Source organism: Clostridium sp. K13, from assembly GCF_019734195.1.
In the GTDB taxonomy this organism is placed as follows: Bacteria; Bacillota; Clostridia; order Clostridiales; family Clostridiaceae; genus Clostridium.
Map to the genome: position 1 here is coordinate 1 of NZ_JAASHM010000004.1, position 20,511 is coordinate 20,511.

At 27.4% G+C, this 20,511-nt stretch carries 17 protein-coding genes; 3 read left to right on the plus strand and 14 right to left on the minus strand.

Annotation, left to right across the window (positions count from 1 at the left end; all coding sequences use genetic code 11):
- Positions 1-289 precede the first annotated feature (289 nt).
- Both HCG76_RS03910 and HCG76_RS03915 read right to left on the minus strand, forming a co-directional pair.
- Positions 290-505, minus strand: coding sequence for a DUF2922 domain-containing protein (locus HCG76_RS03910; RefSeq protein WP_221698885.1), 216 nt, complete (start codon positions 503-505; stop codon positions 290-292).
- 82 nt (positions 506-587) lie between these two features.
- Positions 588-806 carry a DUF1659 domain-containing protein gene (locus HCG76_RS03915; RefSeq protein WP_221698884.1) on the minus strand — a complete coding sequence of 73 codons (219 nt, stop codon included), beginning with the start codon at positions 804-806 and terminating at the stop codon, positions 588-590.
- Between the two features lie 234 nt (positions 807-1,040).
- On the opposite strand from HCG76_RS03915, the gene HCG76_RS03920 reads away from it, so the two are divergent.
- Complete coding sequence (locus HCG76_RS03920; RefSeq protein ID WP_221698883.1) at positions 1,041-1,520, plus strand: Uma2 family endonuclease; 480 nt, start codon at positions 1,041-1,043, stop codon at positions 1,518-1,520.
- 224 nt (positions 1,521-1,744) lie between these two features.
- Here HCG76_RS03920 and HCG76_RS03925 read toward each other — a convergent pair whose 3' ends face one another.
- From HCG76_RS03925 to HCG76_RS03950, 6 genes are all read right to left on the minus strand, one after another.
- Positions 1,745-3,730 (minus strand): sensor histidine kinase, encoded by a 1,986-nt coding sequence (locus HCG76_RS03925; RefSeq protein WP_221698882.1) that lies wholly within the window; start codon positions 3,728-3,730, stop codon positions 1,745-1,747.
- 387 nt (positions 3,731-4,117) lie between these two features.
- Complete coding sequence (glmU, locus tag HCG76_RS03930; protein ID WP_221698881.1) at positions 4,118-5,476, minus strand: bifunctional UDP-N-acetylglucosamine diphosphorylase/glucosamine-1-phosphate N-acetyltransferase GlmU; 1,359 nt, start codon at positions 5,474-5,476, stop codon at positions 4,118-4,120.
- 75 nt (positions 5,477-5,551) lie between these two features.
- Positions 5,552-6,895: a phosphoglucosamine mutase gene (gene glmM / locus HCG76_RS03935; RefSeq protein WP_221698880.1), complete on the minus strand. Its 1,344-nt coding sequence runs from the start codon at positions 6,893-6,895 to the stop codon at positions 5,552-5,554.
- Between the two features lie 33 nt (positions 6,896-6,928).
- The gene (locus HCG76_RS03940) at positions 6,929-7,858 is read right to left on the minus strand and encodes an LCP family protein (protein ID WP_221698879.1); all 930 of its coding nucleotides are present in this window, start codon (positions 7,856-7,858) and stop codon (positions 6,929-6,931) included.
- 136 nt (positions 7,859-7,994) lie between these two features.
- Positions 7,995-9,827: a glutamine--fructose-6-phosphate transaminase (isomerizing) gene (glmS, locus tag HCG76_RS03945; protein WP_221698878.1), complete on the minus strand. Its 1,833-nt coding sequence runs from the start codon at positions 9,825-9,827 to the stop codon at positions 7,995-7,997.
- 316 nt (positions 9,828-10,143) lie between these two features.
- On the minus strand, positions 10,144-10,731 hold the full coding sequence (locus tag HCG76_RS03950; RefSeq protein ID WP_148325174.1) for a VanZ family protein: 588 nt from the start codon (positions 10,729-10,731) through the stop codon (positions 10,144-10,146).
- Between the two features lie 299 nt (positions 10,732-11,030).
- Between HCG76_RS03950 and HCG76_RS03955 the strand changes: the two genes are divergently transcribed.
- On the plus strand, positions 11,031-11,225 hold the full coding sequence (locus tag HCG76_RS03955) for a Uma2 family endonuclease (protein ID WP_221698877.1): 195 nt from the start codon (positions 11,031-11,033) through the stop codon (positions 11,223-11,225).
- Positions 11,226-11,272: 47 nt separating this feature from the next.
- Here HCG76_RS03955 and HCG76_RS03960 read toward each other — a convergent pair whose 3' ends face one another.
- From HCG76_RS03960 to HCG76_RS03985, 6 genes are all read right to left on the minus strand, one after another.
- Entirely contained in the window at positions 11,273-13,165 is a 1,893-nt protein-coding gene (locus HCG76_RS03960) for an ATP-binding protein (RefSeq protein ID WP_221698876.1), read from the minus strand.
- Positions 13,166-13,400: 235 nt separating this feature from the next.
- A complete protein-coding gene (locus tag HCG76_RS03965; protein WP_221698875.1) occupies positions 13,401-14,210 on the minus strand; it encodes an Rpn family recombination-promoting nuclease/putative transposase in 810 nt (269 codons plus the stop codon).
- A gap of 129 nt (positions 14,211-14,339) precedes the next feature.
- Positions 14,340-15,419, minus strand: coding sequence for a DNA-processing protein DprA (dprA, locus tag HCG76_RS03970; RefSeq protein WP_221698874.1), 1,080 nt, complete (start codon positions 15,417-15,419; stop codon positions 14,340-14,342).
- Between the two features lie 4 nt (positions 15,420-15,423).
- Positions 15,424-16,962, minus strand: coding sequence for a YifB family Mg chelatase-like AAA ATPase (locus HCG76_RS03975; RefSeq protein ID WP_221698873.1), 1,539 nt, complete (start codon positions 16,960-16,962; stop codon positions 15,424-15,426).
- A gap of 103 nt (positions 16,963-17,065) precedes the next feature.
- Entirely contained in the window at positions 17,066-17,671 is a 606-nt protein-coding gene (locus HCG76_RS03980; RefSeq protein ID WP_195516930.1) for a transposase, read from the minus strand.
- A gap of 173 nt (positions 17,672-17,844) precedes the next feature.
- Positions 17,845-18,810 carry a hypothetical protein gene (locus HCG76_RS03985; protein WP_221698872.1) on the minus strand — a complete coding sequence of 322 codons (966 nt, stop codon included), beginning with the start codon at positions 18,808-18,810 and terminating at the stop codon, positions 17,845-17,847.
- Between the two features lie 628 nt (positions 18,811-19,438).
- Here HCG76_RS03985 and HCG76_RS03990 point away from each other — a divergent pair.
- Positions 19,439-20,476: a hypothetical protein gene (locus HCG76_RS03990; protein ID WP_221698871.1), complete on the plus strand. Its 1,038-nt coding sequence runs from the start codon at positions 19,439-19,441 to the stop codon at positions 20,474-20,476.
- Positions 20,477-20,511: the final 35 nt, after the last annotated feature.

The window sequence follows — 20,511 nt, forward strand, 5'->3', positions numbered from 1 at the left end:
TAAACTTATATAATTTTCAAAGAGCGAGCAATTCTATGAAAAATCAAGCTATTTTTTCATATCAGCTTAACAGATTCCTTTTAAATATTTCTTAATATATTAATCTCTTAACCTCATCTCTCATGGTAATATTTTACACCATAAATTTTACAAAACTCTTAATATATACTTTTAATTCTTAAAATTACTTTACAATTTTATATTTTTGTAAGTTTATACAAAATTAAAGAGAGTAATAAGCCTTGCTTTTGCACTTCTTATTACTCTCCTTTCTCATAAATTTAAGTTATTATATACTAAATTTAGTAACTGATCTTTGTGTTACTTGAGCTGAATGTTTGGAAACTAATGCTCCTTTTTTATTTTCAAAAATGTTATTTGCAATTAAGCTATCCATCAAAGCTTGTACCTCATCATTTGTTATACCAGCTTTAACATCTGAAATTGAGATGTTAGATTTTTCCCCTGTTTCAGTTAAAAATGTCATTGTTAATGTATATTCCATATTTACTTCCCCCTTAAATAATATTCTAAAATTTAATATGATTAATTTACTGCTTCCCCATACAAGAGAAAGATTTTCCTCATTATTCTTGAATTTGAGACAATTCAGTTACATAAAATGATCCAGTATTTGCTTCAAGTAAATCTGCTACTAATCCAGCTACTGCTTGAACTTTTGCAATATCTGCATTTGGTACTAAGTTACCTATCTTCTTTTTTGTAAAGGTTGGATTTCCCTCCTTGTCAATTGCTGATTGCACCTCAATTGATAATACTGTACTTTCAAGAGCCTTGTTTGCCATAATAAATTCCTCCATTTCATTTATTTTTTATTTTTTTGCCTTACAATTAATACATATACTTGAATATGGAGTTTTTACAAAATTTCTTTAAAATTTTAAAAAATGTTGATTAAGTTATCCTCTTACTACTGAATCCCTTTAGTTATACTGTGAGATTCAAATAGAGAAATTTATATTTTTATATTATAATTATATTAATATGTTAATAATAATAAATAAAGGGATGTGATTTTTATGATGATGATGTGTCCTGCGTCTAACTTACATAGAATTATAGTACATTATATATTCAATGAATTACTAGAGCAAACTAGCTCTGCTAATAATGTTGGTTCTGAAGCTACTAGGATTGATGTTAATTATATTCTAAAAAGCACTGATGAAAAAACTAAATATTTAGAACCTGATGTATTTGCAGGTAGTGATTTATTATGGAAAGGTGAAATATTAGTTTCTGCTCCAGAGTTAATTATTGAAGTTTTAAGTTTTGCTACTGCTAAATATGATAAAACGGGAAAAATGGATTTATATAAATCTATAGGTGTAAAGGAATATATATTAGTATCTCAAGATGGAAGTGTAGAGTTATATAAATTGCAAAATGATAACTTTAAGGACTATATAAAAATTGATGATTTATTTAAAAGTGAATACTTAAATATAACCTTAGATTTTGATAAAATTTTCTCTTTAGTTAGAAATAAATTCAATTAAAAATGCGTAGATTCGTTATCTACGCATTTTGCTTGTCACTGGCAATTCATTGGGCATTCAATGTGCTAGCAAGGAAACCTGCGACCTTGGTTGCTATAAAAAAAGCTCTAATGATACTAAATCACTGAGCTTTTTTATTATTTAATTATAAACACTTTTTGCAGAATTTATTTTTCTATCATATATTTTTATTATTGGTTTATATATAATATTACATGTTGTTTTTAGTTATAAATTAAAATTTCATATATATCAGATAACTCTAACTTAACTTTATAAGAATCTAAATAGTGATTAACTTCATCATTATTATTTTCCAACCTATTAGGTAAGAATACTTTAAAGGTTGTACCTTCATTTAATTCACTTTCAATCTCAATTTTTCCTTCATGAAGGTCTACTATATATTGTACAATACTTAACCCAATTCCACTTCCCTCATTTTTTCTAGTGAATGACTTGTCTACTTGAACAAACTTTTCAAAAATAGCCTTTTGATTTTCCTTTGCTATACCAATCCCCTGATCCTTAACAATTATTTCAATTACCTCATCCTTAACAATTAAATCTACATATATATTAGAGTCCTTACCTGAAAACTTAATAGCATTAGATAATAAATTAAGCATTAACCTCTCAATCATATTAGCATCACAGCTTATAATCCATTCCTCTACATTTGTATCAAATTGTATATTTATATTTTTTAGTTTTGCATACTCTACTACAGATAACACAACTTCTTCAATAACATTTACTATATCATAATTATTTAAGGTTAAACCTATGATTCCCAAATCAAATTTAGATAAATCCATAATATTATCTATTAACCTTGTCATTCTTGCACAATTTAAATGTAAAGTTTTATTATACTTTTCATATACTTGTCTAAAATCAGTATCCTCATTTTTCATAAAAACATCTAGTAGCTGAACTGAAGAAGAAATTAAATTTAACGGTGTTTTTAATTCATGAGAAATATTTGCTATAAACTCACTTTTTTCTTTATCATATTCCTTAAGCCTTTTAACCTCTAACTCTTTATTTAATATTTCTGTTATATCCATATAATTAATAGCTAAGTAATTTTTTTTATTATTACATGTAATTTTTTGAATATTACAATCAAAGGTCTTTTGAGTCTTCTCATTTCTTAATAATCCTCTCCATGAATCATTTCCCTCAATCGCCCTTCGAATCTCTTCGATATTAATAACATTAAACTTATTATTATTTAAAATTAAGTAAAGATTATCAATAGAACCATTACAACAATAATATTCTTTTATCCTCTCATTTGCATATACGATCTTTTCATTTTCATCAAAAATAGCTATAAAATTATTACTATTTTTTTCTGCTAATGCATAAAACAGTTGTAGTTCTTCATTTAATTTATTAGCTACATATACACTTATAAAGCTTTCAATCAATGTACCTATTATAATTATTAGAAAACATATATATGTTAATGATACTGAAATTAAATTTTTACAAAAGCTTAATTTATTAGCCATATATATTGTATAAACTGCTTTCAATGCAAGAATTAATATGCTAGCACTAAAAACATAAAATATATACTTTTTTTCTTTAAAGGCTCTAATAAGTAAAATAATTGAAGATGTTGAATAAACTAATATTAAAAAAACGTTATATGCTATTAATCTAGCATAATTAACTTCATAATTAGTAGTATAACTATTTATAGCAAATGACTTTTCAATAACTCCAAAAATTATAGTAAAAACTATTACTATAAAAATAAAAACAACTTTATTTTTAAGTATTATACTTTTAATTTTATTTTCTTTTGTTACTGAAATTATTAGAAATAATATTCTAAGTAATGATGCAGATACAACTATATATATAGAAATACCTAGCTCATCATAATAAAAGGGCAAGTAATCTATATGATTAAATAATATACCAACTGACAATCCAATATACATTAATGAAATAATAAAAATATTATTATCCTTTGTTCTTTTATATGATATTAAGCAACTAAATACACCCAACATAGATATTATTATATTAAATGATTTTATAAATCCTAATGTTGAATTTAAATATTCCATCTTATGTATATTTTTTAAAACTATATTTGCAATAATTATTACTAATAATATAATCAAGCCTAAAATAACAGATAGTACTTGTTTTTTACTTTTTAAAGGACACTTCTCTCTAATAATACTCATACACCCCCCCATTTCTTTATATAGATAAATTTTATCATACAAAAATGTATTTTTTTGTAATATTTTGTAGAATATTATTAAATTTTTAAACATAAACTTTTCTTTAATAAAAAAAAATAGTGATAACCTATATTTTATACAAAGTTATCACTTAAAATTTCTACTCTATTTCTAATTTTAAATAAATAATATCCTATATCTAACCATTAATTGAAGTAATAAAACCATGTACTATTAATGCAGTAATAAGTGTTATAGCCACACCTAATAGTACTACTTTAAACTTAAATCTTCTATTATTAAATCTCTCCATTTTAAACTCCCATAAATTTATTGGCCACAGAAAAAGCACTTGTACCCTACCTCTTCTGTGGCATTAAAAATATACTATCTTCTTCTTTCAACCCATCCTGGAATATTTCTTTGCTTTGCTCTAGCTACTGCAAGTTCACCACTCTTTACATCATTAGTAATAGTAGAACCAGCTGCAATATAAGTATTATCTTCTACAGTTACTGGAGATATTAAGTTTGTATTACATCCAATAAAACTGTTATTACCTATAATAGTCTTATTCTTGTTCTTACCATCATAATTTACAGTAACGGTACCACATCCAAAATTACAACTTTCTCCCACTTCAGCGTCTCCTATATATGTTAAATGAGAAACCTTAGTATTATCACCAATAGTTGACTTCTTAATTTCAACAAAATCTCCAACTCTTACGTGATTTCCTATAATTGATTGTGGACGTATATATGCAAAAGGCCCAACTGTAGTATCATTACCAATAACACTATCTAAAATAACAGAGCTTTGAATTTCAACATTTTCTGCAATAGAAGAATTACTTATTCTTGAATTAGGATATAATAAACATCCTGATCCAATTACAGTATTACCTTCAATAACGTTACCAGGATATATTATTGTATCTTTTCCAATAATAACATCAGCTCCAATGTAAGTATTTGATGGATCTATTAATGTAACTCCATTTTCTAAGTGAATTGAATTAATTCTTTTTCTTAATTCATGTTCAACTTGTGCAAGTTGAGCTCTTGAGTTAACACCCATTGTTTCTTCAAAGCTAGTTACAACAGCACCAACCTTTTCACCTTGTTCTTTTAATATTCCAATAACATCAGTTAAATAATATTCACCTTGAGAATTATTGTTTGATAACTTTTCTAATGCTTCTAATAAAGAAACTATATCAAAGCAATAAACTCCAGCATTCATTTCTCTAACCTTTAATTCCTCTTCATTACAATCCTTATGTTCAACTATTTTTAATACTTCATCACCATTTCTAATGATTCTTCCATATCCACTAGCATCATCTAATATTGAACTTAAAAGAGTTGCCTTATTATTATTTAAAGAATGTTCCTCAAATAATCTTTTAATAGTTTCTTCAGTTATTAATGGTGCATCACCACATAATACAGCTACAGTTCCTTCCTTATCCTTTAAGAAATCTATAGCACATTTTACTGCATGCCCTGTTCCTAATTGCTCATCTTGTAATGAATATGATACTTCTCTATTTTCAGTTTTAATTTTAACTAAATCTGCACCCTTACCTATAATTAGGTTAATATCATTAATTTCTGCTTTTCTTAATGTATCTATAACATGATTCACCATTTCCTTACCACAAACCTTATGTAATACCTTTGGTAAATCTGATTTAATTCTTGTTCCTTGTCCTGCTGCTAATATTAGTGCACAATTATACATACTTTATCTTATTCCCCCTATTTCCATATCAGGGAAAAGGGAAGCTTTCTCTTTTCCCCATATAATATATATTAATTAAATTTTACTTAATATTAAATTAACTAAACTATTTGCCATTTCATTTATTTCATCTTGATTTTCACCTTCAAGCATAACTCTTACTAAAGGTTCAGTTCCTGATGGTCTTATAAGCACTCTACCAACACCATTTAATTTAGCCTCAACATTATTAATAGCCTCAATTATTTCTGCATCCTCTAAATAAATATTCTTCTTTTCATTTGGAACCTTAGCATTAACTAATACTTGTGGTAACTCTTTCATTACTCCAGCTAATTCACTAAAAGTCTTTCCGCTTTCTTTTAATATAGATGCTACTTGAAGTGCACTAACTAAACCATCTCCAGTAGTATTGTGATTAAGGAATATTATGTGACCTGATTGTTCTCCACCTAATATATAATTATTCTTAAGCATTTCTTCAAGTACATATCTATCTCCAACCTTAGTTTTTACTAGGTTAATCCCTTCTCTTTTAGCAGCAATGTCTAATCCTAAATTACTCATTACTGTAACAACTAAAGTATCATCCTTTAATTGACCAGCTTCCTTTAAAGCCTTTGCACATATTGTTAATAAGAAATCTCCATTTATCATATTTCCTTTTTCATCAACAGCTAAACATCTATCTGCATCACCATCAAAAGCAAATCCAATATCACAATTCTTTCTTACTACATAATCCATTAATTCTTCCATATGAGTTGAACCACAATTTTCATTTATGTTATTTCCATCTGGATTATCATTAATTACATACACTCTTGCACCTAAAGCTCTAAATGCCTTAACTGCAGCCTTATATGCAGCACCATTTGCACAATCTAAAGCAACCTTTAATCCTTTTAAATCTGTTTTAATTGTACTTTTTGCATATTCTATATATTCATATAAAGCTGTTTCTTCCTTATATACTCTACCAACACCTTCTCCAACTGGACTTGGTACTCCTTCAAAACCATTTTCAATTATTCTTTGAATTTCATCTTCTAATTCATCTGATAACTTGTACCCTTTTCCATCAAAGAATTTAATTCCATTATATTCAACTGGATTATGAGATGCTGAAATCATAACTCCTGCATCTGCATTATATTCTCTTGTTAAGTGAGCTACTGCTGGTGTTGGTACTACTCCTAAAATTATAGCTTCAGCACCAACTGAAAGTATCCCTGCAACTAAAGCTGACTCTAACATATCTCCTGATATTCTAGTATCCTTAGCAACTAATATCTTTGGCTTATGTGTCCCTTCTGTTAATACATAAGCTCCTGCTCTACCTAAATTATAAGCTAATTCTGCACTTAATTCTGTATTAGCAATACCTCTAACTCCATCTGTTCCAAACATTCTTGCCATATTTCTTATCACTCCTATTATCTTAATTATTTACTACCAATTCTTTATATCTTCAAATATATAATCATGTAACTGCTGTACTGTATTTTCCTTATCAAAGGTTAAATAATATATTTTATCTATCATTTTGCCTTCACAGTATCCATCTCTAGGAAATCTTTCTTGCTCTAAGGTTGTTACTCCCATTTTTAATACTTCATTTCCTAAGTTTAATATTTCTGAATAATCTAAGTTAGTTTGTACCATAGGTAAAATCTCACTTAATAAACTTGGATATTGTGTAAAATTTATAGATAATACTTTTTCAAAAACCTTACTTAAAACAGTTCTTTGTCTATCTGTTCTTACATAGTCTCCACCACTTGCATATCTTATTCTTGAATATGCAAGCGCTTGCTCACCAGTTAAAGTATATGTACCAGCAGCATCAATCCCTGGAATATGACTTACTTCTTCACTAGTTATATCAATAGTAACTCCACCTAACATATCAATTATCTTTGGTAGTGTTGTAAAGTTAACTGCTACAAAATCATCTATATTTAAATCAAAATTTTCATTTAAGGTTTTAATAGCTAATTGAGGCCCTCCAAATGCATAAGCATGATTAATCTTATCATCTCCATGCCCTTCAATAGTAACATAAGAATCTCTCATAATTGATGTTAGCTTTAACTTTTTATGAGTTGTATCAATTGTTGCAATTATTATTGAATCTGATCTACCAACACCGCCATCTTCAGCATCTATACCAAATAAGGCAATATTTATAACACTATCACTATAAGCTGATAACTTTTCTTCAACTTCATCTTTTATTCCAACATCAGACTTATCTATTTCAATCTTTTCTATCTTATTAAATAGATGATTTCCATAGGAATATATTCCTCCAATAGTTACTAAAAGAATACTAATAACAACCCCTAAAATCCATAAAACAACTTTACTTCTTTTCTTCATATTACTTTCCTCCCAAACCCTATTTGTAAATTTATATTTAAATTTTAATTTTTAGAAAAGTTACTACATATTTACTTACTAGCTTTTATAAAAATAGCCCCTATAATTTATACAGAGGCCACTTTTTTAATCAGCTTTATTCAACTGTAACTGACTTAGCTAAGTTTCTTGGCTTATCTACATCACAGCCCTTTTGTTTTGCAACATAGTAAGATATTAATTGAAGTGGCACAACACTTATCATTGGAGTTAATAAATCAATAGTCTTTGGAATATAAACTAATGAATCAACAACTTCCTTTGATGTTTCATCACCTTCATTAACTACTGCAAAGATATTTCCACCTCTTGTAGAAACTTCTCTTACGTTAGATATCATCTTATCCTTTAAAGCTTCTTGAGTTAATAATGTAATAACTGCAGTTCCCTTATCAATTAAAGCAATTGGTCCATGCTTTAATTCTCCACCAGCATAAGCATCACAATGGATATAAGATATTTCTTTAAGTTTTAAAGAACCTTCCATAGCCACAGCATAGTCAAGACCTCTTCCTAAGAAGTAAATATCTCTATGATTATAATGTTTATCAGCATATCTTTGAAGTTCTTCCTTCATTTCTAAAGCTCTTGCAATCTTTTCTGGAATTGTTAGCATTTCAGCTTTTACTTCTTCTGCATATTCTTCAGTTATAGTTTCTTTTAATCTACCAAAGTATAATCCTAAGATATAGAATGCAGCTAATTGAGTTACATAAGCTTTAGTTGATGCAACTGCAATTTCTGGTCCTGCTAATGTGTAAATCACATCATCAGCTTCTCTTGATACTGAAGATCCAACAACGTTAGTTATAGCTAAAACTCTAGCTCCTTGTCTTTGTCCATCTCTTAAAACTGCTAAAGTATCAGCTGTTTCCCCTGATTGAGATACAACTATTATTAATGTTTTGTTAGTTATTAATGGATCTCTATATCTAAATTCAGATGCAACATCAATCTCTACTGGTATTTTAGCTAACTTTTCAATAACAGTTTTACCAACAACACCTGCATGGTAAGCTGTTCCACAAGCTACTATATAAACTTTATCAAAGTTTTCTAATTCTTCTTTAGTAAACTTAACATTATCTAAAGTTATTTCTTTTCCTAAAGCAATCTTTCCTGCTAAGGTATCTCTTACTGCCTTTGGTTGTTCATGAATTTCTTTTAACATAAAGTCTTCATATCCACCCTTTTCAGCAGCATCAACATTCCAAGTTACATGGTAAACTTCTTTTTCAATCTTTTCACCATCTTCAGTTCTAAGCTCAACACCATCTTTTGTTAAGATAACAAATTCCTTATCTTCTAAAAGATATACGTCTCTAGTATGATTTAAAACTGCTGGAATATCTGAAGCTATAAAGCTTTCATTTTCTCCTAATCCAACAATAAGAGGACTATCTTTTCTTACTGCAATTATTCTGTCTGGCTCATTGTTTGCAATAACTCCAATAGCAAAGCTTCCTTCTAATTTAGCTGTAGCTTTAACTACTGCATCAAAAAGATTTCTTCCATCTTTATAGTAGTAATCAACTAAGTTTGGTATAACTTCTGTATCGGTTTCAGATAGGAATTCATATCCTTTTCCAGTTAACCATTCTCTTAATCTCATATAATTTTCAATAATTCCATTATGTACAACACTAATTGTTGCATTCCCATTTGAATGTGGATGAGAGTTAACATCTGATGGTTCACCATGAGTTGCCCATCTTGTATGTCCTATCCCAATATGTCCATTAATTGAATTAGTATTTAGATCATTTTCTAAATTTGCTAATCTACCTTTTAATTTTCTAACGCTTATTTTTTCATCTTCTATGATTGCAACACCTGCTGAATCATATCCTCTGTATTCTAATTTTGAAAGACCTTCAACTAATAAATCAGCTGCCTGTCTTTTACCTATATATCCTACTATTCCACACATATTTTATTCCCTTTCTTACTACTTCTTCTTATGTAATTTAAGTATTTTTTATACTTATTAATTTATTTCTAATATAATTGATATAATAATAATAAAATTATCACCATTAAATTATAACACATATATTCTATATTTTTTTCTAAAATTAATAACAAAATACAACATCTTGAATACATTTATAAAGATTATTGTTACATTTTTTATTATAAAAATTTTAATATAACTTATATAAAAAATAAAGTTAACCCTTATGAATATACATAAAGCTCAACTTTTTATATTTCTTATTACTATTTTTTAATAAAATATATAAGAACTAAGTTTCTATACTATTTACAATTATACGATTATAAAATTTATATAACATATATCCTATTAATCCACTAATACTATTACAAAGTAAATCCATAGTATCGAATGTTCTTGCATAATTAGGAATGATTATTGATAAAGTAACCTGACTACATTCAATAAATAAAGATATGCATAATGATATAATCAAAATCTTCTTCATATTAAAATTTAATTTCTTTAAATAATAACATAAAAAGAAAATCATTGGAGCTAATAATAATAAATTACCACCAATATTCTCAATAACTAAATCTAGACCATATTTTTTATACATTCCAATAGTACTTTCCCATGGAATAATATGAATAGTTGGATTCTTGTATTTTATATATTTTCCCCATACTATAGGAAAAGGAAAATATACTATAGAAATTACTAGAAAAAAATATATACTAAATATCATCTTCATAAACTTCTTTTTCAGTAACTCTCTACTCATTTTCTTTTCACCAACTATAATTTGTAGCAATACATCTAAATTAATATATAAAATTATTACAGTAGCTATTAGAAAAAATTCTTTTCTAGTTATAACAAAAATATTAATCACTCCTTCAATCAAAAATAAGTAAAAAAGCTATACAACGGTATAGCTCTTTATAAAATTATAACTCTTTTAGATATTACCTCTTCTTCAGAAATTGTTTTAACATCTTCAAATATATCTAAACTTTTGTAAAAATATTAAAACTTCTCCCTATTGTTATCTTTATTACATATAGATTATATCATAATGCTAAGCTTGTATATCTAACTATCAAATTCCGGACACCCAGGTGTCTTTGAGGGGGATGAAGTCACCCTCTTGCTATAAGTTTTGCTACTGCTAAATATGATAAAACAGGAAAAATGGATTTATATAAATCTATAGGTGTTAAGGAATATATATTAGTATCTCAAGATGAAAGTGTAGAATTATATAAATTGCAAAATGATAACTTTAAGGACTATATAAAAATTGATGATTTATTTAAAAGTGAATACTTAAATATAACCTTAGATTTTGATAAAATTTTTTCTTTAGTTAGAGATAAATTCAATTAAAAAATGCGTAGATATCTCATCTACGCATTCTGCTTGCCACTAGTAATTTATTGGTCGTTCAATGTGCTACTGAGGGGGTTACTCCCTTTGTTGCTACCATCACTTAATTTATACTTTTGATTCTTACTTTTCGGTTTATCTGGTATAGTTAATTCTATCAAATCTAATTCTAATAAATTTTTTATAGCCTCCTTCAAATTACCTGAAACTGTCTTATATCCTAATTCATGAGCTATTTGAGTTTTAGATAATATATTGTTAGCTAATAAATCTACAACCGCCCTCTCTGTTTTATTTAGATGGTCATTTCTATCTTGGGCTGATTTTTTCTCATCTTGGGCTGATTTTTTCTCATCTTGGGCTGATTTTTTCTCATCTTGGGCTGATTTTTTATTACTTGTAGTAATGTATTTTATATTATTACTTTCGTCATTATCATTTATATATTCAGATATATCCCTAATATGCATCTTAAGCTTATAATAACTTCCACTTCCAATACCATGAGATTCGATTAAATCTTTTTTAATTAATCCCTTTAATTCTTGCAATGCCTTATCCCTATTTACGTTATTTATCTTTTGATAATCTCCATTAGTCATTCTCTCATTACTTCTTAAATATATTAAAGCAAGCGCTTCATTTTCTGATAAATTCTTATTTATTTTATTTAACCATTTTCTATCTTCTTTAGTCATTAAAGTATGATTTTTAAATACTACACTAAAGTTTCCTCTTTTATTTTCAAAAATAGGTGGCTCTAAACGTAACTCTCTCATCGCCATTATCATCGTAGCTATTCCAGAACTCCTATTTTCAATTATATCCATCTCTTCTAGAATTCTTATAAGAGTCTTATTTCTAACTGGTGGATTAATTACTTCTGTTAATTCTTCAATGGTTAAATTTCCATATAACCCTCCTGGATTAACAATTTCTAACCTATCATTATACATTTTTATCGATATATAACTACTCTCCGTATGTTTGCTATAATCCCTATGAACTAAAGCATTGATTACAGCTTCTCTTATAGCTTCTACTGGATATTCAAACTTATCATCACGTTCTCCAGTATCAGGACTTATAATTACTCTCTTCTTCATATTCTTAGTTATAAAATCCATAGTTTGCTTAATCATTTCACTAACAGTTCCAGTAATATTTTTATTGTCAGTAAATCGTTCTCCTAAATCGCCAACTTCTCCAATTTTAAATCCTGGTATAACCATAGCCTTTACAACTAATTGTGGTAATAATAATTCCGGACATATACCAAAACAAAGTAATCCTGCAATAGTTGGTTTATACACACTATCTATCTTAACTATTATTCCCAACTTACTCAATGCAATATTATCATCTTTAATCTTAGAAAAATTAGGTTTAAGTTTTCTAATTTTATTTAGATAATTATTAACTAACTCCATATCTAGATCATCTAATTCACTTCTATCAATAACTCTTAAATCCTCTTCTCTCTTTTTATTATATGAGGTTAAATTATATATTTCATAAGTATTCATACGTTCATCAGAGTCACCAACTCTAACATACGATCCTTTTTCAATACCTGCACCTTTATAATAGCAAGGTTTTTCCTCTTGCATTACTTCAGGAATTTCTACTAATAGTACATATTTATTTTCTTCCCATTTTAATAAATTGAAACTTGCCCTTACCGGTGGCTCCATATCATTACATTGATTTTTTATCTTCTTTTGTATATCATCTGAATCATATATTCCAACAACATCATAATCTCTATTTTCATCTATTCCTAATATTATAATTCCACCACCAGATTTATTAGAAAAGCTTGATAATGTGTCATATAATTTAGGACAACCTTTTTCTGCTGATTTTATTTCTATAAATTCAGTTTCAGACTTTATTTCTCTAATAAAATTAATATACTCTCTAACCTCTTCTAACTGCATATAATTTATAATACTCCTTTATTTTAAGCTTTAATATACTTTAATTATATACTAAATTTACACCTTTAAACATATTCACCCTTATAATATTAACTTTTAAAAATTATCATAAATCATATATTTAACGAAAAAAAGCCAAACTTTATACTTATGTACAAAACTTGGCTCTGGAAAATTCCGGACACCCAGGTGTCTTTGAGGGGGATGAAGTCACCCTCTTGCTACATGCTTGCCATCACTGTAATTTATCTATTTCATCAACTCTTAAGCCAGTTAATTTTGAAATCATTTCAATAGATAATTCATTTTTCTTCATATTCCTAGCCACTTCTTCTATTCCTTCTCTTTTAGCTGCATTCAATTCACTAATCTTATCTCTTAAGGAGTTTGCTCTCATATCATATAATTCTCTTTGTTTTTTATCATTACTCATTCGTATAAGTTCATCTTTTGCTTGTCGTATTTCTTCTATACTCAACTCTAATCCCCTAACTCTTTCACTTTCTGGATCTTTTAAAAATTCTGTCCATGCAACAAGCATATCTTTTTCATCACTAGAATCCTGTAACTTTGGAATTTCTATAAAGTGAACTTCCATAATATCTGTTAATTCTTCATTGCTTTCAATTTCTTTAAATCTATATCCTGTATGAAATTTATCTGTTTTAAGATATTTAAAATTAAGAATATTAATACACACAGTTCTTGCTAATTTTGAATAATCTTCTTTTTCGTTTAACTGTTCCTCATACATCTTACTTAAATAATAAAGGCTTCTTTTTACCATATTATTTTCATTTTTTAGTTGTATTTCAATATTAATTATCTCATCATTACTTGTTGTAGCTTTTACATCTAATCTTGAATATTTATCCTCAATATATTGTTTTTCTATGTCTGTTTTTTTTATATCAACACTTACTATTTTCTTTTTCGGCTTTAATGTTGCATTCAAAAATGATATTAATATTTCTGGATGATTGGGCGAGCCAAATATATTTTTAAATACAAAATCTACTTTAGGATCTAATAAACCTTTACTCATAACTTTCTCCTATCAATATAATTACTGTATATTTTAATTATATCCTACATTAAATATGTTATAAATAAAAATCTCTATTAACAACAACAGTGACAAGCTCATGCTTTTGCATAAGCTTGTCACTGAATTTTAAAACCCCCGAGGGTCATTTTCGATATATCCAGAAACTTGTCTAATATAGCCTTTAAGCTCCATATCAAGCAAAATTTCTTCTAAATTATCCTTTACAAAATTCAATTTTATCTTTAATTCATCTACTGACATCTTATTTTTATCTATTAATTTAAGTATTTCCATTTTTATTGAACTTAAATTTTTATCCTTTTCTAAATTATTACTACAAATCTCAACCTCTTCTTTAATAATACTTTTAACAGATAAATAAGGCTTAGCCCCTTCACTTATTAACATATTAGTACCCTCACTACTTTTATTATTAATATTTCCTGGTACAGAATATACTTCTTTCTTATATTTCATTCCACAATGTGCTGTATATACAGCTCCACTATCCTTAGTTGCTTCAACCACTATTATTTTTTCTGCTAACATTGCCATAAGCTCATTTCTTTTAATAAAATTACTTTTAATATTACTTGTACCTGGCTCAAATTGCGAAATAACTGCTCCTTTTTTTATTATTTCATTCATTAATGTTAGATGTTCAATTGGATAGCATATATCAACTCCAGTTCCTACTACTGCAATAGTATAATTATCATTATGTAATGCTACTGTATGTGAATATCCATCTATCCCCTTAGCCATACCACTTATTATAGGTATATTTCTTTTTGATAAATTTTCAGTTAACTCAACTGTTATATTCTTACTATACTCAGTACATCTTCTAGATCCAACTATACATACAGCACTGTCAAATTCCTTTAATTCTCCCTTAACATATAATATTATAGGTGCATTTTTAAAATTTTTTAGTTGCTTAGGATAATTGCTACATTCCATAGTTATAATCTTGATTTTACTTCTTTTACACTTGTAATATATCTCCTTACTTTTACTTAAATCTTTATTTTCAACTATTATTTTAGCTAATTTATCACCTATTCCCTCAACTTTAATTAATTCATCATAAGTTGCTTCATATACAAAATCTATTCTTTTAAAAAATTCTATAAGATTTCTTGTAATAACCGGACCAATTCCTTTAATCTTGCTTAACCAAATATATAATATCCTTCTATCCATAATCTTATACTACAACCATAGTTGCTTGCTCCTTTTCAATTTCCCTGCACATAAGAGCCTTTATTATATGTGATTTTAATATATTTTTTTCACCTGCCATGTCAGCAAATGTTCTTGCTACCCTTAAAAATTTATGATATGTCCTTGCACTATATTTAAATTTATCGTAAGCAATCATTAATACCTTCATACTTTCTTCATCTAACTTACAATATTCACTTATTAATTCTGGTGTCATTTGTGCATTACATGAAACCCCTATAATATTTTTATATCTTTCCCTTTGTATTTTTCTCGCAAGCTCTACCTTCTCCAATAAACTCTTTGATGTTGGCCCCTTAACATCATTAGCTAACTCCTTAATATGAACACTTCTAAAATATTTTTGTATATCAATTCTATCCATTATTGGTCCAGATAATTTTTGAGAATACTTAATAATTTCATAATCTGTACAATGACATCTACTTTCGCCATGATAACCACAAGGGCAAGGGTTCATTGCTGCTACTAGCATAAACTTAGATGGAAATACATGAGTATGTCTAACTCTAGAAATTGATACTTTTCCATCTTCAATTGGCTGTCTTAGTGCATCTAAGGTCTTCTTATTAAATTCTGCAATCTCATCTAAGAATAGTACTCCATTATGTGCTAACGATATTTCTCCTGGCATAGCAAACATGCCACCACCAACTAATGAGTTTGTAGATGCACTATGGTGTGGTGACCTAAAAGGCCTTTCTGTTATTAATGTACCTCTATTTTTCAAAAGCCCTGCTACACTATAAATCTTTGTCACTTCTAAAGCCTCTTCTTCACTCATAGCTGGTAGTATTGTTGGTATTCTTTTTGCAACCATTGATTTACCACATCCAGGCGTTCCTGACATTAATAAATTATGCCCTCCGGCTGCTGCAACAGCCACAAATTCAAGTGCACTATCTTGCCCTTGAACATCTTGAAAATCTATTATATATGGACTATCTAATTTATAATTATCCTTTTTATCTTTAATTGGTTCGTATGGCTTTACTCCTGTTAAAAAATCTGTTACCTCATTTAATTTATTAAACGCAAAAATATTCATATCACTAATCAACCTTGCTTCTGTCATATTATCTCTTGGTACTATTACATTCTTAATTCCTTTATTTTTAGCCTCCATAACCATTGGTAAAACTCCTATACACGGCCTCAAGTCCCCATTTAATGATAACTCTCCTATAAATGCATATCTCTCAACCTCTTCTACGAATATTTGAGCAGATTGAATTAAAAGTGCTATCGCCATTCCTAAATCAAAATGCGATCCGCTTTTCTTTACATCACTTGGTGATAAATTAATTACTATTTTCATTTTAGGAAATTCAAATTTACTATTTATAATAGCAGCTTCTAATCTTTCTCTAGCTTCTTTAATTGCAGTATCGCCCATACCTACAATTGATACCGAAGGCTTACCATATATAGTGTCTATTTCTATATTAACTACATATCCATCAATTCCACTTATCGCAAAACTTTTTAATACTGTTGCCATACATTTTTCACTCCTATCAAGAATTCACATTTCAATTATTGACACTTTGATAGTACCCCTAAACTTATATTTTAGAATTTGTAACATCTCACAATTTTTAAATTTATCTTATCTCTTGATTTGCTTTAATTTCTTCTTCTAGTAACTTTTCTCTTAATTCTTTTAGTTTCGTATATACAAACTCTCTATATAACTTAAATCTTTTCTCATATTGAAAGTAATTTAATATTATTTTTGAATTAATAAAATTTTCTTCTTGCTCTCCAACATATATTAAGTAACTGCACCATTTATATTCATCAGGTGTTTCAACCATTCTTGCTTTTACCGGATTTAAATGAATATACCTTGAGGTTTCAAGCATATAAGTATCGTTTTCTATAATCTCTGCACTATATCTTCCTTGAAACAGTGTACCTAAATAGTTATATTTTTTATTAAAATACCTTGCATATATAGAATGAACTCGCGCTATAAATCTCCATGGCGGCTCTACTCCAGTTTTTAAAAGTAAATGTACATGATTATCCATTAAACAGTATGCTATTATTTCATAATTATAATTATTAAAATAAAGCAATGCTTCTTCTAGAATAATTAAATATATCTTAAAATCTTCTTCATCCCTAAATATATCATTTCTATGATGTCCTCTTGCTGTAATGTGATATGTAGCTCCCTCATACCATGATCTTTTTTCGCTTGTCATTTCTGCCTTCTTATTGCTTATACCTATAAGGAGTATTCTTGACCTTTATATTTTTTCTAAACATAAAACTCATACTTATTTGACGAAAAAAATAGTGACAAACTCATGCTTTAACATAAGCTTGCCACTGGAAAATTTTAAAGTCCCTGGGGCCTTGAAACTACTCTTGCTCTTTAATCTAAAATTTCTTTAACTTTCTCTTCTGATATCTTACATATTTTTGATATATTACCTATTGTTTCTCCTTGGCTAGCTAATTTAAATACCTTTTTAGTAAGATTAATTCCTTCTTCTATTCCCTCTCCTCTTCCCTTTTCTATTCCTCTTTTTTCTACTTCGGGGTCATATAATGTTTTAGTCATTGTAGTCACCTCATTTTCTATATTTTCATCATTCATATAATTTCTATTTAAATATTCTATTAGATTTTGTATAGCTAATAGCATCTTATGAAAATCTTCACCTAATATTTCATCATCTTCAAATAATATTGCTGATTGTTTAGCTAATTTACCGGCAAGTTCTTTAGCATTATTAGATAATTCTTTTATTCTATTTAAATCCTTCTTATTATGTGCCTTTTCTAACTCTTTTCTTAACTTAAAAAGCTGTAATGGTATTAGGGGATACATCTTCTTTTCTCTAAGTTGTTCATCACTGTATTCCCAATATTTCATTACATCTACTGTATAAATAATCTCCTTCTCATCTGGAAATATTATTTTTAATTTTAATTGATTTTTAATATTTTTATTTTCTTCAAAAAATATTACTTTTTGCTTTGGGAAATATATAGTTCTTATGTCTTCTGTATAGTTCTTAAAACTTTTCAGTTGCTCTTTTCCCTTTTTAAAACCATACTCAAACATCCTAACAATCATTGTATTATCATTTTTTGTCTGAAATTCTATATGATAACTTGCCTTATTATAATCTTTATTAAGAATATCAAAAAACATATCTCCTCTTAATATTCCTAAATCATCTTCAACAAACTCATTATTACTAACAGTTAATTCTACTTCATCTACACTAAAATTTTCATTAAATATTCCATTTAATAACTTCACTAATACCTTATTAGATGTTGAAAATAAAAACTTTAGAACTTCATCTAATTTTACTTTCTCTTTTTCCAACTAAACACCAACTTTCTATATTTATATTATAGCCCATATTTATTTTTTCTTAAACTAAAAGGCTAAATATTCATAATTTGAACATTTAGCCTTTAACTTAAGCTTGCCACTGGAAAATTTTAAAACCCCCGGGGGTACTTGAGAGGGACGAAGTCACTCTCTTGCTATACTTCCTTTATTTAAGAATTTTTTTATTTTTTTTTTAATATTTTTTTTATTAATCTATTCTAATATTCTTCTTTGTCGAAAGTTGTTATAATATTTTTTTACTTTTTTTTAATTCTTTATGAAATTAGAAAAAATCACCAATTTTAGTTTTGATTTTTTGAATATGCAGTATAATGAATACATCTTCAAGAATGTATATTCGATTTAAAAGAAAAGTCTGTATATTTATCAACCATTAAATCTTCTATAATAAATTTTAATTTAACAAAAATAAAGCCAAGCTCTATACTAATACGTAAAGCTTGGCTCTGGAAATAAATTGATACTTCAACATCTGATTGAACTTAATAAATTTTATTTTATTCAGTTGTAAAATTACTTGAGAGTTATTATACTATGTATAGTATAATAACTCTCAACTTATTTAAATATATATTTCAAAAGGAGATTTATAAGATTTATGAAAAATCATTCTGTATATAAAGCTAAAAATAAAGCTATAAAGAAAAGACTTATATTAATTCTTACTATTATATTAGTTCTTATATTATATTTAATATTTAATATTACTATAAATACTTATAGAACTATTATTAGTTCTAACACTATAAATATCACTAATGACAATGATTCTAGTAATTATACTAATAGCTTTTCAATAGACAATAATTCAAATACTTTCCAACCATATTACACACCTAAATTAGCAATGTATGGAAATCCAACTATTACTCCTACTGTACCTCCATATATAACACTTAATCCAAATATGACTTCATTTATAAATTCCCATGAAGATGGAGTTGCTCCAAATGGTCTTGATCCAACTACTCCTTGGTATTATGGCACAATTATAAGAAAAAGTATTAAACCTAACTGGACTAGAGTTGGACTATGGGGACAAGTGTATTTACAAGCTGGATATACAACTATTCCTGAAAACGTTGGTATAGAATTAAGCAATTTTCAGCAATATATATATAATCCCTCTACAAAACAATGGGACTTAATTCATAATATTTACTTTAATGACGAAAATACTCTGTTTTATGACGATAACTTCGAGAATGATTATAGCCAACAATTTTACAATAATAAAAAAATTATTAATGATGGCAAGTCTGTAGTTATACGTTGGACTGAAGAAAACAAAAATTTCAATTTTCATCCATATTCTAATGAAAAGAAAGATTTTTTATATAGTGGATATGCCATTAATAACAATATGCCATATATAATTAGTAAACTAGATGCAAGATTAGTTAAATGGGATGAAAATGGAGAAGATAACTTAGATTCAGCTCAGTTTATATTTAACGTTGGTGGAGATTATTGGGATACTTATAATGAGACATGGTCATATAATTGGTCTTCTAATGGTGAAATTGGTGGAGGACAATTCAGAAAAGTTACACGTAACTGGAAAACTGCTTGGTTCACTAATGTCCCTGAGGAATTATGCGATGAATTAATACCTTCTAGTTTTATATCTTATTAACCTTAAAATACAAGTTGGCTAAAATAAATTATACT

Coding starts and splice junctions, on each gene's coding strand:
- HCG76_RS03910 (WP_221698885.1), bottom strand. CDS start 505: ATGGAATATACATTAACAATGACATTTTTAACTGAAACAGGGGAAAAA.
- HCG76_RS03915 (WP_221698884.1), bottom strand. CDS start 806: ATGGCAAACAAGGCTCTTGAAAGTACAGTATTATCAATTGAGGTGCAA.
- HCG76_RS03920 (WP_221698883.1), top strand. CDS start 1,041: ATGATGATGATGTGTCCTGCGTCTAACTTACATAGAATTATAGTACAT.
- HCG76_RS03925 (WP_221698882.1), bottom strand. CDS start 3,730: ATGAGTATTATTAGAGAGAAGTGTCCTTTAAAAAGTAAAAAACAAGTA.
- glmU (WP_221698881.1), bottom strand. CDS start 5,476: ATGTATAATTGTGCACTAATATTAGCAGCAGGACAAGGAACAAGAATT.
- glmM (WP_221698880.1), bottom strand. CDS start 6,895: ATGGCAAGAATGTTTGGAACAGATGGAGTTAGAGGTATTGCTAATACA.
- HCG76_RS03940 (WP_221698879.1), bottom strand. CDS start 7,858: ATGAAGAAAAGAAGTAAAGTTGTTTTATGGATTTTAGGGGTTGTTATT.
- glmS (WP_221698878.1), bottom strand. CDS start 9,827: ATGTGTGGAATAGTAGGATATATAGGTAAAAGACAGGCAGCTGATTTA.
- HCG76_RS03955 (WP_221698877.1), top strand. CDS start 11,031: ATGGATTTATATAAATCTATAGGTGTTAAGGAATATATATTAGTATCT.
- HCG76_RS03960 (WP_221698876.1), bottom strand. CDS start 13,165: ATGCAGTTAGAAGAGGTTAGAGAGTATATTAATTTTATTAGAGAAATA.
- HCG76_RS03965 (WP_221698875.1), bottom strand. CDS start 14,210: ATGAGTAAAGGTTTATTAGATCCTAAAGTAGATTTTGTATTTAAAAAT.
- dprA (WP_221698874.1), bottom strand. CDS start 15,419: ATGGATAGAAGGATATTATATATTTGGTTAAGCAAGATTAAAGGAATT.
- HCG76_RS03975 (WP_221698873.1), bottom strand. CDS start 16,962: ATGGCAACAGTATTAAAAAGTTTTGCGATAAGTGGAATTGATGGATAT.
- HCG76_RS03980 (WP_195516930.1), bottom strand. CDS start 17,671: ATGACAAGCGAAAAAAGATCATGGTATGAGGGAGCTACATATCACATT.
- HCG76_RS03990 (WP_221698871.1), top strand. CDS start 19,439: ATGAAAAATCATTCTGTATATAAAGCTAAAAATAAAGCTATAAAGAAA.